Origin of the sequence: Flavobacterium sp. TMP13 (assembly GCF_050847115.1) — a bacterium.
GTDB lineage: Bacteria > Bacteroidota > Bacteroidia > Flavobacteriales > Flavobacteriaceae > Flavobacterium.
In genome coordinates this window covers 1044465-1060671 of the sequence record NZ_CP193656.1, presented here as the reverse complement: position 1 = coordinate 1060671, position 16207 = coordinate 1044465, and the positions used below count along the sequence as shown (strand labels likewise).

Below are 16207 nucleotides of genomic sequence, written 5' to 3'. Positions count from 1 at the left end.
TGTAATCTTTACTATTTAATTTTTTTCTAAAGAACCTTTAACTTTTGATTAATGACTTTTCTTTTTCAACCTTTGTACCTTTGAACGGCTATAACTTCAAAGCACTTACAATATTTTTTTAAAAAAGTAAAGACAAAAGAATGAAATACACTACTCTACCTAATACCGATATAAAAGTTAGTAAAATTAATCTGGGCACCATGACTTTTGGTGAACAAAATACGGAAGCCGAAGCCCATCAACAACTAGATTATGCAATTGAGAATGGAGTTAATTTCATTGATACAGCCGAAATGTATTCGGTTCCAGCGCGAGAAGAAACATTTGGAAGCTCGGAAAGAATTATCGGAACATGGCTTAAAAAAACCGGAAACCGGGAAAAAATTGTATTGGGTTCAAAAATTGCAGGACCAAATCCAAATTTTGGCTACATGCGCGATACAAATGATTTTTCTGCCGCAAGTATTCAATACGCTTTAGAAAATAGTTTGCAACGTTTGCAAACGGATTACCTCGATTTGTATCAATTGCATTGGCCGGAACGCAAAACCAATTACTTCGGACAACTCGGATTTAAAGAACAAGATGATTCTTGGGAAGACAATGTAAACGAAGTATTACTTGCTTTAGACCGATTTGTAAAAGAAGGAAAGATCAAACACATCGGACTATCGAACGAAACACCGTGGGGAATTATGCGTTTTCTAGAAGAAAGCAAACAGTACAATTTACCAAGAATTAAAACCGTTCAAAATCCGTATTCTTTATTAAATAGGACGTATGAAGTTGGTAATGCAGAAGTAAGTTACCGCGAGAATGTTGGACTATTGGCTTATTCGCCGATGGGATTTGGTGTTTTGTCTGGTAAATATCTAAACGGAAGCAGTGCTCCTAATTCAAGAATAAACTTATTTCCACAATACTCAAGGTACAGTAGCGAGCAATGCACGAAAGCGACTCAAATGTATCAAGACATTGCAAAAAACAACGGATTGACTTTGGCGCAGATGGCTCTAGCTTATGTCAATCAAAAACCGTTTGTCACCAGCACCATTATTGGAGCTACCACACTTGAGCAACTTAAAGAAAATATTCATTCGATAAACGTAACTCTTTCCGAAGAAATCCTTAAAGCAATTGATGGTGTTCATGCTGTGATCTCTAATCCTGCGCCCTAATTAATGTATTTTCGAACACCAGTAAAAAAGAGCGTTGTTAAGCGTTTAACAAAGCTCTTTTTTATTAAAAATCAAATTCCTCAATCTCTTTGACCGAATCTGTAGCAATGGCTAAAGAATCAGGTGCTTTAATCCGTAAATAGGAGCGAGCATTACCCGAAACATAAATGGGTTGGTGGCCAATAGTATCTTCAGAAATTAATAGACCGCGACCAAACATAATTCTTTGTAAGAACTGTTCGTTTTTGATTGCAAAATCTCTTAAATGACCTTGATCGTTAAATTTATACATGAATTTTTTAGGACTCGGAATGATTGATCCCAAGAACAAACATTCGTTTAAATTGAGTTCTGCAGGACTTTTTTGAAAATAAAAACGACTGGCTTCTCCAATACCGTATACATTTGGTCCCCATTCGATAATATTAAAATAGACTTCGAGCATTCTGGCTTTGCTGGCTACGCGGTTATTCTCAAGGATATAGACCAAAAGAATTTCTTCCAACTTCCGCGAAAGCGTTTTTTCTCTCGTTAAAAACACATTTTTTACCAATTGCATGCTAATCGTACTGGCGCCACGTGAGAATTTCTTAGTTCGAATGTTTTTTAGAATCGATTGTTTAAAAGCTTCGTTAATAAAACCGCGATGTGAGAAAAACGAAGGGTCTTCGCTAGTTAAGACACACTTTTGTAAGTAAGGTGAAATTTGGTCTAAAGGCGTGTAATTCGAATTTCCATTTCCAACTAAAATACCGCGTTGTGGTACATTATTAATAATAGCGCGATACGTAAAAGGACCATTCAATTTATTTAAATTCGCTTCGCCATACTGGGTGATTTTAAAATTTTCTTTATTCAGTTTACTATCAAATACCAACGTATTAGGTCGGTTCTTATTGAATAAGAAATCTAATGTATAATCAAAATTTCCCGTCGCTTGCATTCCTTCAAAATGGGTAAATAATCCTTCGGGTAAGGAATTGATGAAGTGCTGCGCTGGCATTTTAGGAATTGCCACTTTTAATACATAAATGGTATCTTTTTCGGTTTGATACGAAAGATAAGGATGTAATTGTATTTGATTCAATTGCATGGTTGAAGAACTGTCAATGGAAACGAAATTTTCGCCTAATAAAAAACGATAATCAAAACGTGCATGTTTGATCACAACATCTTTACTGGCAATTTTAGGATGATTTAATTTTAAATTGACAATAGATGAAAAGCCATCAATATTTAATTTGCCGAGTGATTTTTCGATGTTGTCGATTTTCAATCGAATTGAATCAAAACTAGCAATTAAATTATATCGTTCGTCTAAATAAGGCACTTTGATGGCGCCTGAATCTAGATTAAAAAAACGAAGATCTGCTTTTTTGTTTCTCGGATCGGCGAAACCTTTTACGCTCCAACGTTGTGTAAAAGTAGCAGTCTCTACTTTTAAATTCGTGTCCAATTCTTTATCAACTAAAACCAGCTGATTGATCTTTAAAGTTGCTTTTTTACCATTGTCATCCAATTTAAAAACCAAATTCTTGACTTCCATATCTGTCGGAACCAAATTGAGCACTTTCGAAATAATACGGTAGGCAAAATCAGCATAATCTCGCTTGGTATTGGTTTTAACTTCGGTAGAATCACGTTTCAAAAATGCATCAAAATTTTTAACTTTTCCTTTTCGAGTCAACTGAATAAAACCATCGTTTATCAGCAGTGTTCCCAATTGAACATCGCCTACTAACAAAGGAAACAAGGCTACTTTTGTTTGTATCTTTTTAATGTTTAATAATGTGTCGGCATTTTTTGGAGCCAAAACAACTTCGGTGAGTTTAATGCCAGATAATCCTTCAAATTGAGCATCTTGTACCGAAAAAGCACATTGGTATTCACGCTCCATTTTGGAGGTTATTTTGGACAAGGCTTTTTGCAATAAAGTTTCTCTAAAAAAATACATTCCACTCGCTAAAATCAGCAAGACAAGAGCTGCGATTTTTAAAAACAAGAAAATTTTCTGCTGATTGCTTTTCATTTGATAAGGATCGTATTTATTCGAATAAGTAACGCGCTACATCTTCAATTTTAGCAACCAATTCAATTTTGATTCCAGTATTTTTTAAAGATATTTTATTGTACTTAGATACAAAAATAGTCGAAAACCCTAATTTCTCTGCTTCTTGTATGCGCTGATCAACACGATTTACGGGTCTAATTTCTCCCGACAATCCTACTTCCCCCGCAAAACAAAATCCTTTAGGAACTGCAATATCTTCATTAGATGATAAAATAGCTGCCACAACCGCTAAGTCTATCGCAGGATCGTCTACAGAAATTCCGCCAGTAACATTTAAGAAAACATCTTTTGCTCCCAAACGAAAACCAGCTCTTTTTTCTAAAACTGCCAAAATCATGTTGAGTCTTTTGGCGTTATAACCGGTGGTGCTTCGTTGAGGTGTTCCATAAACAGCCGTACTTACCAACGATTGAATTTCGATCATCAACGGTCGCATTCCCTCCAAAGTTGAGGCAATAGCTGTTCCAGACAGCTGTTCGTCTTTGTGTGAAATTAATATTTCAGAGGGATTGCTTACTTCGCGCAAACCACTTCCTAGCATTTCGTAAATACCGAGCTCCGCTGTCGAACCAAAACGATTTTTTAAAGAACGTAAAATACGATACACATGGTTTCGGTCGCCTTCAAACTGCAAAACCGTATCAACCATGTGCTCTAAAATTTTTGGTCCAGCAATGTTTCCATCTTTGGTAATATGACCAATTAAAATAACTGGAATATTAGTTTCCTTCGCAAATTTTATAAGTTCGGCAGTAGTTTCTCTAATTTGAGAAATACTTCCTGCGGTAGATTCAATATAATCGGTATGTAGTGTTTGAATGGAGTCAATAATTACTACTTCTGGTTGTATGGCTTCAATTTGCTTGAAGATGTTTTGTGTTTTTGTTTCGGTCAGAATGTAGCAATTCGCACTATTTGGAGTAATACGCTCGGCACGCATTTTTATTTGCTTCTGGCTTTCTTCTCCCGAAACATATAATGTTTTGTACGGCAGATGCAGCGAAATTTGCAGCAACAAGGTACTTTTTCCAATTCCTGGTTCTCCGCCTAAAAGAGTTAAAGAACCTGGAACTAATCCGCCCCCTAATACTCGATTTAATTCGCCGTCTGTAGTATCCATTCGAATTTCTTGAGTCGAATCGATCTCATTAATGCGCAATGGCTTGGGCGCTTTAGAGGCTGCAGGTGCTTCATTTTTCCAAGCGACTTTTTCTTGCTTCTGAATAATTTCTTCCGCAATAGTGTTCCATTCTTTGCACGCATTGCACTGTCCTTGCCATTTGGAATATTGTGTGCCACAGTTTTGGCAAAAAAAAGAGGTTTTAACTTTTGACATTATTTTTTATCGCTTAAGATCTTCATTTCTTCCATTTTCTCATACATTAAATCTTTGTCCAAATTGTCAATTGGATCGAGTTGAGATGCTACTTGATAGCGCTTTCCGGCTCTTTTATAATCACCTCTTTTTTCGTACATCACTCCCATTAAGTATTCGCCTAACATTGCTGTTGGATAATCGGTATTGGCAACAACGGCTAATGGTTCCAATTCGTCGTAAGCCTCTTTTTTCATAATTGCTGTTTCGACTGCTTTAAAATCATTCATTCGAACGGGCATCTTAATTCCTAAAGAAGTGGCCATAAAGCTATACTTACTAGTTAAATAATCAGCATATCCAGATTCTAAAGTCATTATTTTGGTATTGAATTCGGCCGAATTAATTGGTTTGTATGCTTCAAAAATTTGGTATAAGGCATTCGGAATAGAATATAAAACTAACGAATAATGAGTAGCATTTTTAAAATAATTATACTTGTAATTAACCAATTTGTTAGATGTTAATTTAATATTTTGATCCAGTTTTTCAACGGGCTCTCTAATGTCTTTGATATCACCATCGGCACTGGACTGGTAGTAAAAAATAGGTGTTTTTATTTTAGTGAACTGTTCTGGAATTCTCATTTCCATTTTTGGAGCCAGTTCTGGACTCAAGGCTATGAAGCCATTAAAAAGAGGATTTTCTTTGTATAAATAGAAATTGATAAAACCAGCAGTGATGTCGTGTCCCGCAATTATTCGGAAAGAAGAAGTTCTGTATTTTTGATCAATATATGACACAACTTCAGTTCCAATAAATTCAAAAAATTGTGCTCCTTTTTCAAAAGGAACGCCTTGAATCCCGTCTACCGTGCAATCGTCGTAGCGATTGTTCCCTTGGTATATTCCAACAATAATTACTTCGGGTAAATCATCCCAATATGCGCCATACGTTAGTGCTCCCTGAAAAGGATCTAATAAATAATCACCATCTAAAAGGTATATAACAGGATACTTTCTGTCGGTATTTTTTTCGTAAGAAGGAGGTAAAACAACCGAGATGGTTCGTTTTTCTTTTAATTTAAGTGAATTGATTTCGAAAACTGTTTTTTGGGCAAAAGCAGAAAACGAAAAAAGGAGTACAAGTAGGTAGATTTTTTTCATAATGGGCAAGGTAACTTCAATTAAAAGGAATAAATAAGGCAGCAATATACCATTTTATTTAATTTTTTTAATATGAAATTATCGAAGCTAAAAAATGAAGTATAATCCAATCGAAGGAGGATTTATTGCCATAGAAAGATGCGCTGCAATCGCGATTACAAGCAAAAACTCAGTCCTTTTTCGGTAATGTTAGGTAAGTGAATTATTAGTTTCGTTTGGAAAAATAATCCAAGGTTTGAAGGTTTTGGCTTCTTCAAATTCCAAAGTTGCGTACGCAATAATAATGATGATGTCGTCTTTTTGCACTTTTCGGGCAGCAGGGCCATTCAGCGTTATTTCGCCAGAATTGCGCTCGCCTTTAATGGCATAAGTTTCAAAACGTTCACCGTTGTTAACGTTTACAATGGCGACTTTTTCTCCTTCTATAATGTTAGACGCTTCTAAAAGAGTTTCGTCAATAGTAATGCTGCCGATATAATTTAAGTCGGCTCCAGTTACTTTTACACGATGTATTTTTGATTTTAAAACTTGAATTTGCATGGCACAAAAGTAAATTAATTTAATGAAATGGTATCAATCAAACGAATATTATTAACATAAACTGCAATAAATGCACGGTAATTCTTGCCTGCTTCTATGTTAGTTTGTGTTTGCAAAGTGGCTTCGTCTGCGATTACAAAATATTCTAAATCAAATGTTGGGTTTTTTTCAAAAACGCTTTTTACCCAATTATTAAGGCGTTCGATTGAGTCGGTGTTAAAACGTGCTTTCACTTCGCTCAACGTCTCAAAAATAACGGTTGCTTCATCGCGTTCTTGAGCAGTCAGCCTTTCATTTCTTGAGCTCATTGCCAACTGGTTTACTTCTCTAAAAATAGGACAACCGACAATTGTTACATTTAAATGGTTTTTATCGACAAGTTTTTTTACAATTTGCAGCTGTTGAAAATCTTTTTCTCCAAAGTAGGCGTTTGTTGGTTGAACAATCTCAAACAGGCGCTTAACAATAGTTCCCACACCATCAAAATGGCCTGGTCTAAATTGTCCTTCCATTTGATTTTCTAATCCATCAAAGTCGAATGATTTTGATACGGTATTTCCTTCATATATATCTTCGACTGTCGGTGCATACACGATAATGTTGGAGTTTAATGCCTCCATTTTATCCACATCTGCAGTCAAAGTTCTCGGATATTTCGCTAAATCTTCTGCATTATTGAATTGGGTAGGATTGACAAAAATACTCACAACAGTTGCTGTGTTTTCTGACAAGGATCGCTGCATGAGTGCCAAATGGCCTTGATGTAGCGCGCCCATAGTAGGAACGAAACCAATGGTGCAGTTTGGAGTACTAATACTTTTTAAATAGTCCATCAAAGCCACTTTACCGGTAAAAATTTGCATGCGGGTATTTTTTAAATTAAGTGCAAACTTAATATTTTACTTAATAACTGCATAAATTTTCGTAATTTTGCATCGTTTTTATTTCCAATGAATTAAGTAAATTACAATTATGAAAGATAAGAGGATATTATATGTATCATCTGAAGTGGTGCCTTATTTAGCAGAAAACGAGGTTTCTCTAATGTCTTACGATGTGCCCAAAATGATCAATGACCAAGGAGGACAAATTAGAATTTTCATGCCAAGATATGGAAATATTAACGAAAGAAGACATCAGTTACATGAAGTTATTCGTCTTTCGGGTATGAATTTAGTAGTTAATGATTTAGATATGCCTTTGATTATCAAGGTCGCTTCTATTCCTAAAGAGCGAATTCAGGTTTATTTTATTGATAATGACGAATACTTTAAACGCAAAGCAACTTTTGCCGATGAAGAAGGCGTGATGTATCCAGATAACGATGAACGTGCTATTTTCTTTGCAAAAGGAGTGGTTGAAACTGTTAAGAAATTAAACTGGGTTCCCGATATTATTCACGTTCACGGTTGGATGGCAGCAATGTTACCAATTTACATGAAGCATTATTACAAAAACGAAGCATTATTCTCTGAAACAAAAATTGTGACGTCTGTTTACGGGCAATCATTTGATGAAACTTTGAATAGTGAAATGATAAATAAAGTGAAATTTGACGAAATTCCACAAGAAGCAATTGCCGATTTGGAAACACCAAATTACGAAAACATCATGAAAGCCAGTATTTTACATTCAGATGCCGTTATAGTTGCTTCGCCTAACGTTTCTCCAAGTTTAACAAAATTTATAGAATCTTCAGGAAAACCTTTTTTACCTTTCGCCTCCAAAGATGGTTTCGCAGAAGCGTATACCGAATTTTACAAAAACGAGGTTCTTTAAATTTTAATTTTACTTTTACAGATGGTTGACAGTTCTTTTTTTAAGAAAATTTTACTAGTAGCGGCAGTTGTTTTTTTATATTCTTGCGATAAAGATTATAATGTTATTGGCGATGATTTAATTGGTGATAACAATTTTGATTTTTCCACTTACAACTCTGATGTTGCTGCGTTTAATCAAAAAATAACGGCTGTTCAGACTAACAACCAGGCAATAAATGGATTAGGTATCTATGATGATCCTGCTTTTGGATCTACAACTGCAAATTTTGTAACGCAGGTGTTCTTGGGTAGCTACGCGCCAACAATTGGAGACGCGCCAGTTGTCGAAAGTGTAGTGCTAACCATTCCGTATTCGAGCCATGTTACTAAGGTCAATCAGGATGGATCAAGCGAATATGCATTAGATTCTATTGCTGGACCTGCAGAGGGTAAATTGAAATTGAGCGTATACGAATCAGGTTACTATTTAAGAAATTTGGATCCTGAGTCTAGCTTTCAGAATCAAATATATTACAGCGATCAAAAAACGGATATCGTAGCTGCTTTAAAAAGCACTACTTTGTTAAATAACTCTGAGAATAAGAACGAAAACGAAGAGTTCTTTTTTAACAAAGCGCAAATTGTAACCAAAACTAAAGATCCAGATACAGAGAAGGAAACTACGAAGTACACTGCTCCTCAAATGGTCTTGAACTTAAATAAAGATTTCTTTCAAGAGAAAATCTTAAATGCGACTGCGTCAAATTTATCTTCTGCAGATGCTTTTACAAATTATTTTAGAGGTATTTATTTTGGTGTAGAGAAATCGGGAAGCAATGCTAGTAATTTAGCAATGTTGGATTTTACAAAAGGAAAGATCACCATAAAGTACAAGGCAAAAACTGCTTCGACTACAGATGAAGATACGGTAAAAGAAGATAAGTCCATAGAAATTAATTTTAGTCCGACTTTGCCTCAAAGAGCAAACACAATTAGTTTAATAGAAGAAACGAGCGCTACCGCAAATTATACTGCTGCCACCACTACTCCTAATAAAGTAGAAGGTGACGATAAGTTGTATTTAAAGGGCGGAGTAGGTGCAATGTCTGTGATCTCTTTGTTTAGTAAACCAGGAGAATTAGAAGAGATTCGCAGCAAAAGTTGGTTGATTAATGAAGCCAATCTGACCTTTCATATTGATGAGGATCAAATGAAAAATTCAAAAGAACCAAGCCGTATTTATTTGTATGATTTGAATAATAATCGTGAGATTGTTGATTTTTTCTCAGCAGAAATTTACGATGGTGGTATTGCTAAAGATGCAACCACCAAAAGAGGAACTACCTATAAAATTCGAATTACAGATCATATTAGAAATCTGGTAAAAAATGCCGATTCTACTAATGTCAAATTAGGATTGGTGGTTAGTCAAAGCGCTAGTGTTTTGGGGTTCGCTAAACTTAGAACTCCAAATGAAGTAAGTAATCAAGTACCAAGAACTTCGGTATCTAATCCTCTTGGAACTGTTTTGTACGGAGGTACTGCAGCCGTTCCAGTAGAAAAAAGATTAAAACTTCAGATTTTCTATACGAAACCAAATTAAATAAATATATGTGTGGAATCGTTGGGTACATAGGCCATCGAGACGCTTATCCCATTGTAATAAAGGGATTAAAGCGGCTTGAGTACAGGGGCTATGATAGTGCTGGAGTCATGTTATATGACGACAATGCTATTAAGCTTTGTAAAACAAAAGGAAAAGTTTCTGATCTAGAAGCAAAATCCGAATCAGAATTGAATACAAGTGGAAAAATTGGTATTGGGCACACCCGCTGGGCGACGCACGGAGTACCAAATGATGTAAATTCGCATCCTCACTTATCCAATTCTGGAGAATTAGCTATAATTCATAACGGAATTATAGAAAACTACTCGCCTCTTAAAGAAGAATTAAAAAAAAGAGGATACACTTTTAAATCGGATACCGATACAGAGGTTTTAGTAAATCTAATCGAAGAAATTCAAAAAACAGAAAATCTAAAATTAGGTAAAGCAGTTCAAGTAGCCTTAAATCAGGTGGTCGGTGCATATGCAATTGCAGTATTTGACATCAAAAATCCAAATGAACTTGTGGCAGCTCGATTAGGCAGTCCATTGGCTATTGGAGTAGGCGAAGGTGAGTATTTTATTGCTTCTGATGCATCTCCTTTTATCGAGTATACTTCAAATGCAGTGTATCTGGAAGATGGTGAAATTGCAAATATTCGTTTGCACAAACCAATCAAAATTAGAAAAATCAAAGATGATTCGTTGGTAAACCCTAATATTCAAGAACTTCAAATGAATTTGGAGCAAATTGAAAAAGGGGGTTACGATCATTTTATGATGAAAGAAATCTACGAGCAACCAAGTGTAATTAAGGACACCTATCGTGGTCGTTTAAATGCCAACAAAGGTATTATACAGATGGCTGGTGTTGAAGACAATTTGGAAAAGTTTTTAAACGCAGAGCGTATCATTATTGTGGCTTGCGGAACATCTTGGCATGCTGGACTAGTTGCAGAGTATATTATTGAGGAGTTTGCTAGAATACCTGTGGAGGTAGAATACGCTTCAGAATTTAGATACCGCAATCCAATCATTAATAGTAATGATGTTGTAATCGCTATTTCTCAATCAGGAGAAACTGCGGATACTATGGCGGCGATTAAGCTAGCTAAGGAAAAAGGAGCATTTGTTTTTGGAGTATGTAACGTAGTTGGTTCTTCTATTTCTAGAGAAACTCACGCTGGAGCATATACGCACGCTGGTCCTGAAATTGGAGTAGCTTCAACAAAAGCATTTACAACTCAAATTACTGTATTGACCATGTTGGCGCTTCGTTTAGGTAAAGCGAAAGGAACTATGTCAAGTACAGATTATCACCGTTACTTGCAAGAATTAGAAATTATTCCTGAAAAAGTACAAGAAGCATTGTTAAGCAATGAAGTTGCTAAACAAATTGCCGAAACTTTTAAGGATGCACCAAATTGTTTGTATTTAGGTAGAGGATACAATTTTCCAGTTGCTTTGGAAGGAGCATTGAAGTTGAAAGAGATTTCATATATTCACGCCGAGGGTTATCCAGCAGCAGAGATGAAACACGGGCCAATCGCCTTAATTGATGCTCAAATGCCGGTAATTATCATCGCTCCTAAACAAGGACATTATGATAAAATTGTAAGTAACATTCAAGAAATTAAATCACGTAGTGGTCGCATCATTGCAATAGTTACCAAAGGAGATACACAAGTTAGAGATTTAGCAGATTTTGTAATCGAAATCCCTGAAACTTCGGATGCGTTATCACCATTGATTACTACAATTCCGTTGCAATTATTATCGTACCATATAGCTGTGCTACGTGGATGCAATGTAGATCAACCACGAAACTTAGCCAAATCGGTTACAGTTGAGTAACGAATAAAAATAACTTATATAGTACTGAGAGAGAGAGCGCAATTTATTATTGCGCTCTTTTTTTTTTGCCGTTTTTTTAAAAATTATGATTTTTGCGAAATAATCAGTTTATTCTGTAAATTGTTATGTATGCATATAATTTCAGAACAACTCAGTCAAATTCATTAACATTTATTTAATAAAATTAAATGTTGATTACATGATGTTTAGTATTAATTATTATACAATAACAATAATTTTTTTACTTTTATTGCGAATATCAAAATTATTTGTATTTTGGTACTATTAACCAACTAAACCATTCTAAATGAAAATTAAACTACTTCTATTAACATTCTTTGTCTGTAGCTTGTCCTTCGCACAAACTACAGTATCGGGTACGGTTACCGATGTTAGCAAGCAATCTATTCCGGGAGCAAATATTAATGTTGAAGGAAGCTCAAATGGTGCTTCAGCAGACTTCGATGGGTCTTTCATTTTGGAAACAAATGCAAAACCACCTTTTACAATTAAAGTTTCAGCCGTAGGTTTTCAAACTAAAACGTATAATATTACTTCTAACAATCAAAAATTTAATGTTGTTTTGGTAGAAGAGCAAAACTTATTAAATGAAATTGTTGTTTCTGCTTCTAGAACTCCAGAGCGAATTGTTGAATCGCCGGTTACTGTAGAAAGAATGGGAATGAAAGAAATAAAAAGCACCACAGCTCCCACGTTTTATGATGGTTTGGAAAACTTAAAAGAAGTGCATTTTAATACGAGTAGTATTTCGTTTAAATCTATAAACACTAGAGGTTTTGCGTCTGTTGCTAATACTCGATTTATGCAGTTGGTTGATGGTATGGATAACTCTTCGCCAGCATTAAATTTTGTTCTAGGAAACTTAATTGGTGTGTCTGATCTTGATGTAGCTAATGTGGAGTTGTTGCCAGGTGCTTCTTCTGCGTTGTACGGAGCAAATGCATTCAACGGAATATTATTTATGAATAGTAAAAATCCTTTTACTAGTGAAGGTGTTAGTGCCTATGCGAAATATGGTCAAACAACCCAAGTAGCTGCAGGGTCTAATAATTATGTAGATGTTGGAGTTAGGGTGGCTAAAGCAGTAACTAACTATTTTGCACTAAAAGGAAATTTAACGTACGTAAGTGCGACCGAATGGATTGCAGATGACAAACGAAGTATGACAATTGGCGGAAACAGTCACGCGACTAATCAAAATTATGATGGATTAAATATTTATGGCGACGAAATTTCGACTTTTATTCCGAATGTCGGTCAAGTGAGTCGTACCGGATACCAAGAACGCGACTTAAATGACAACAAAGTAAAAAACATTAAAGCCGATATTTCTTTGCATTTTAGACCTTGGGGAGATGATGGAGCCGAAATTATCTTTCAAGAAAAATTAGGTTTGGGTACAACGATTTATCAAGGAGCCAACCGCTACTCGCTAAATAATTTTCGCATGTCTCAAACCAAGTTAGAGGTTCAAGGAAAGAATTTTTTCGCCCGTGTGTATAACACTTCAGAAGATGCTGGAGATTCTTACGACATGCGTTTTGCGGGTTGGAATGTAAACAGAGCTGCAAAGTCAGATACAGAATGGTTTACTAATTATGCAACTGCTTACCAATTATCAGGAGCCGTAATGGGAACAAATGCAAATGAATCAGCTGCGATTGGAAGAACGTTTGCAGATTATAATACATTGCCAGCTGCAATTTCTTTCATCCCAGCACCAGTTGGTTCGGCCAGATTTGAGCCAGGTTCCGCAGCGTTTAATACTGCTTTGCAGAATGTAGTGGATAATCCAGATTTAACACAAGGCGCTAAGTTTATTGATCATTCAAAATTGTATCATGCAGATGTGAATTATAACTTTAAAGACCTCATAAAATTTGCTGAAATTCAAGTAGGAGGTTCTTGGAGACAGTACGTAATGAATTCAGAAGGAACTATTTTTACTGATTATGATGGTGAGTTGAAGTATAAAGAATATGGAGCGTACGCTCAATTGCAAAAGAAATGGTTAGAAGATCGTTTAAAATTTACGGGTTCTATTCGTTACGATAAAAGTCAAAACTTTGATGGCAATGTTTCGCCAAGAGTATCCTTTGTTTATTCTGCAGGTAATGCAAAACAGCATAATTTTAGAGTGTCGTATCAAACGGGATTTAGAAATCCAACTACGCAAGATCAGTACATTGGTTTAGATTTAGGTCCTTTTGCTCTTATTGGTTCAGCACCCGAAAATTTAGATCGCTTTGTAGAAACAAAAAATGTGAGTGCAGCGAGCCAAGCTTTAGGAGCACCTGCTACCGTAACTTTGTCTGGTCAAGACGCATATAAAAATGCGTACACATTAGCTTCGGTAACTGCTTTTGGAGCGACTTCTAACCCAAATGTTTTAGAGGTAGCCAATATTGGTTTAGTGAAGCCGGAAGAGGTACAGGCTTTTGAGGTAGGATATCGCTCGGTAGTAAATAATGATTTATCTATTGATATCAATGCTTATTACAATATGTATACTAATTTCATGAATACCTCTCGTGTAATCTCTCCGTACTATGGAAAGGTTGGAACAGATAGCGCTGATCCTAATGTGCAACAAACGTATGCTGCTTTAAAGTTTGGTGATCGTAGAGTGTATCAAGTGTACACCAATACTTCAGCAGAAATTAATTCTTTTGGATATGGAATCGGATTGTCAAAAAAAATATATAAAGATTTTGAATTAGGAGCTAATTATAATTATGCAGAATTTGAGTTCGACCAAACGCAAGATCCAAGTTTTGTTGCAGGATTTAACACTCCTAAACATAGAATCAAAGCATCGTTAGGAAATAGTAAAGTAACTGATGATCTAGGTTTTAATGTCAGTGTACGTTGGAATTCTGAATATTTATGGGAATCTTCTTTTGGAGATGGTATCATTCCAGAAAACACAGTTTTAGACGTGCAGGTTAATTATGCTTTCACAAAATTAAAATCAGTTTTAAAAGTTGGGGCAACTAATTTGTTCGGAGAAGATTATCTTCAAGTGGTGGGAGCAGGGCTAATCGGTCAACAATGGTTTGCCGCTTGGACACTTGAACTTTAAAAAACACAATCAAACGGTTTTCTTTTCGCTCAAAAAATAAAAGTGAGAAGATTTATCTTTTAAAAAAAATCAACAAATGATGATAAAAAATTTCAAATGGCTGTTATTGGTTTCATTAACTTTTGCAGCTTGTAATAGTGATGATAATTCGGGCGAAGTTCCAGAAGTTCCAGTTACACCTGGCTCAGCAGTCTTTACTAATTATGTGGCTTTAGGAGATTCTTTTGCTGCGGGATATAGCGATGGCTCTCTGTTTGTAAGAGGTCAAGAAGGAGCTTATGTAAATATCTTGGCACAGCAATTTGCTGCTGCTGGAGGTGGTACTTTTAAAACGCCATTCATGAACGATAATACAGGTGGTTTATTATTGGGTGGAAATGTAATTACAGCTCCTCGTCTTTACTTTAATGGTCAAGCGCCCGTTACAGTAAGTGGTATGCCAACAACGGAAGTGACAAAACATCTAACAGGTTCGTTTAATAACTTAGGCGTTCCCGGAGCAAAAAGTTATCATTTGGTTGCTCCTGGTTATGGTAATGTGGCAGGTGTCGCTAGTGGCGCAGCAAATCCGTATTATGCTAGGTTTGCTAGCTCGCCATCGGCCACTGTTTTAGGTGATGCGGTTGCGCAAACTCCAACGTTCTTCACTTTATGGATTGGTGGAAACGATGTTTTAGGCTACGCTACTTCGGGCGGAATTGGAAAAGATCAAACAGGTAATTTAAACCCAGCTACGTACGGTGGAAACGATATCACAGATCCAAATGTTTTTGCTAATGTGTACAAAACAGTAGTAGACAATTTAACGAGCAAAGGTGCAAAAGGAGTTATCGTAAATTTACCTTATGTAAGTACGTTACCTTATTTTACAACTGTTCCATACAATCCAGTTCCGCTTGATGCTGCAACAGCAACGCAGTTAAATACAGGCTATGCTACTTATAACGGAGGGTTGCAAGCGATGGTTACTAATAAATTACTTACAGCGGAGGAGGCAACTAGAAGAACAGTCACTTTTAAAGCAGGCGCAAATGCTGTGGTTTTGGTAGACAGTTATTTGACAGATTTGTCTGGATTTGGAGTGCCTTCTTACCGAATGGCAACCAAAGAAGATTTATTAGTTTTGACTTCAAGAACAGTTATTGGAACAACAGTTGGGAGTGATCCATCAAAAATAAATGGAGTTTCAGTTCCTTTAGCTGATAATTGGGTTTTGACGAAAGATGAAATTGCCGAAGTAAAAAAAGCAACAGATGCCTATAACATCACAATAGAAGCAATCGCCAAACAAAAAGGCTTGGCATTTGTAGACTCTAAGGTCGTTATGAATCAATTGTCTAGTGGTGGAGTAAAATTTGGAAATTATACCATTTCATCAACTTATGTGACTGGTGGAGCATTTTCATTAGATGGTGTTCATCCTAGTGCAAGAGGATATGCTTTAATTGCGAATAAATTTGTCGAAGCAATTAATACAACATATGGTGCCACATTACGCACCGTAGATTTAGGAGAATATCCTATTCAATATCCTGCAAAATTGTAAAAAATATCATTTTATTAATAAGAAAGCCACCCGTTTGTAAAGCGTGGTGGTTTTTTTGTGGTAATTTTA

The 16207-nt window shown here is 35.9% G+C and carries 11 protein-coding genes; 6 read left to right on the top strand and 5 right to left on the bottom strand.

The annotated features are described in order from the left end of the window. Nucleotides 1–140 precede the first annotated feature (140 nt). The gene (locus tag ACRASX_RS04600) at nucleotides 141–1178 is read left to right on the top strand and encodes an NADP(H)-dependent aldo-keto reductase (RefSeq protein ID WP_432222577.1); all 1038 of its coding nucleotides are present in this window, start codon (nucleotides 141–143) and stop codon (nucleotides 1176–1178) included. A gap of 64 nt (nucleotides 1179–1242) precedes the next feature. Here ACRASX_RS04600 and ACRASX_RS04595 read toward each other — a convergent pair whose 3' ends face one another. The 5 genes from ACRASX_RS04595 to panC all read right to left on the bottom strand — a co-directional run bounded on the left by ACRASX_RS04595 (nucleotide 1243) and on the right by panC (nucleotide 7133). Continuing rightward, on the bottom strand, nucleotides 1243–3207 hold the full coding sequence (locus tag ACRASX_RS04595) for a transglycosylase domain-containing protein (RefSeq protein WP_432222576.1): 1965 nt from the start codon (nucleotides 3205–3207) through the stop codon (nucleotides 1243–1245). 16 nt (nucleotides 3208–3223) lie between these two features. After that, entirely contained in the window at nucleotides 3224–4585 is a 1362-nt protein-coding gene (gene radA, locus ACRASX_RS04590) for a DNA repair protein RadA (protein ID WP_066311909.1), read from the bottom strand. Then, nucleotides 4585–5730: an alpha/beta hydrolase gene (locus ACRASX_RS04585; RefSeq protein ID WP_066311902.1), complete on the bottom strand. Its 1146-nt coding sequence runs from the start codon at nucleotides 5728–5730 to the stop codon at nucleotides 4585–4587. The genes radA and ACRASX_RS04585 overlap by 1 nt, the downstream gene beginning before the upstream one ends. Nucleotides 5731–5919: 189 nt before the next feature. Continuing rightward, nucleotides 5920–6270 (bottom strand): aspartate 1-decarboxylase, encoded by a 351-nt coding sequence (gene panD, locus ACRASX_RS04580; RefSeq protein ID WP_066311900.1) that lies wholly within the window; start codon nucleotides 6268–6270, stop codon nucleotides 5920–5922. A gap of 14 nt (nucleotides 6271–6284) precedes the next feature. Continuing rightward, nucleotides 6285–7133, bottom strand: coding sequence for a pantoate--beta-alanine ligase (gene panC / locus ACRASX_RS04575; protein WP_432222575.1), 849 nt, complete (start codon nucleotides 7131–7133; stop codon nucleotides 6285–6287). Between the two features lie 109 nt (nucleotides 7134–7242). On the opposite strand from panC, the gene ACRASX_RS04570 reads away from it, so the two are divergent. The 5 genes from ACRASX_RS04570 (at nucleotide 7243) to ACRASX_RS04550 (ending at nucleotide 16138) form a co-directional block, all read left to right on the top strand. After that, nucleotides 7243–8049, top strand: coding sequence for a glycogen/starch synthase (locus ACRASX_RS04570; protein WP_066311896.1), 807 nt, complete (start codon nucleotides 7243–7245; stop codon nucleotides 8047–8049). Between the two features lie 21 nt (nucleotides 8050–8070). Then, a complete protein-coding gene (locus ACRASX_RS04565) occupies nucleotides 8071–9633 on the top strand; it encodes a DUF4270 domain-containing protein (RefSeq protein ID WP_066311893.1) in 1563 nt (520 codons plus the stop codon). An 8-nt stretch (nucleotides 9634–9641) separates the two neighbouring features. Next, the gene (glmS, locus tag ACRASX_RS04560) at nucleotides 9642–11489 is read left to right on the top strand and encodes a glutamine--fructose-6-phosphate transaminase (isomerizing) (protein WP_432222574.1); all 1848 of its coding nucleotides are present in this window, start codon (nucleotides 9642–9644) and stop codon (nucleotides 11487–11489) included. Nucleotides 11490–11796: 307 nt separating this feature from the next. Beyond that, nucleotides 11797–14592 (top strand): TonB-dependent receptor, encoded by a 2796-nt coding sequence (locus ACRASX_RS04555; RefSeq protein WP_432222573.1) that lies wholly within the window; start codon nucleotides 11797–11799, stop codon nucleotides 14590–14592. A gap of 79 nt (nucleotides 14593–14671) precedes the next feature. Beyond that, nucleotides 14672–16138: an SGNH/GDSL hydrolase family protein gene (locus ACRASX_RS04550; protein WP_432223067.1), complete on the top strand. Its 1467-nt coding sequence runs from the start codon at nucleotides 14672–14674 to the stop codon at nucleotides 16136–16138. The last annotated feature ends 69 nt before the right edge of the window (nucleotides 16139–16207 follow it).

Excerpts from the sequence above, each read along its gene's own strand:
- panD (WP_066311900.1), bottom strand. The coding sequence starts at position 6,270 with ATGCAAATTCAAGTTTTAAAATCAAAAATACATCGTGTAAAAGTAACT.
- ACRASX_RS04600 (WP_432222577.1), top strand. The coding sequence starts at position 141 with ATGAAATACACTACTCTACCTAATACCGATATAAAAGTTAGTAAAATT.
- ACRASX_RS04585 (WP_066311902.1), bottom strand. The coding sequence starts at position 5,730 with ATGAAAAAAATCTACCTACTTGTACTCCTTTTTTCGTTTTCTGCTTTT.
- radA (WP_066311909.1), bottom strand. The coding sequence starts at position 4,585 with ATGTCAAAAGTTAAAACCTCTTTTTTTTGCCAAAACTGTGGCACACAA.
- ACRASX_RS04570 (WP_066311896.1), top strand. The coding sequence starts at position 7,243 with ATGAAAGATAAGAGGATATTATATGTATCATCTGAAGTGGTGCCTTAT.
- ACRASX_RS04550 (WP_432223067.1), top strand. The coding sequence starts at position 14,672 with ATGATAAAAAATTTCAAATGGCTGTTATTGGTTTCATTAACTTTTGCA.
- glmS (WP_432222574.1), top strand. The coding sequence starts at position 9,642 with ATGTGTGGAATCGTTGGGTACATAGGCCATCGAGACGCTTATCCCATT.
- ACRASX_RS04595 (WP_432222576.1), bottom strand. The coding sequence starts at position 3,207 with ATGAAAAGCAATCAGCAGAAAATTTTCTTGTTTTTAAAAATCGCAGCT.
- ACRASX_RS04565 (WP_066311893.1), top strand. The coding sequence starts at position 8,071 with ATGGTTGACAGTTCTTTTTTTAAGAAAATTTTACTAGTAGCGGCAGTT.
- ACRASX_RS04555 (WP_432222573.1), top strand. The coding sequence starts at position 11,797 with ATGAAAATTAAACTACTTCTATTAACATTCTTTGTCTGTAGCTTGTCC.
- panC (WP_432222575.1), bottom strand. The coding sequence starts at position 7,133 with ATGCAAATTTTTACCGGTAAAGTGGCTTTGATGGACTATTTAAAAAGT.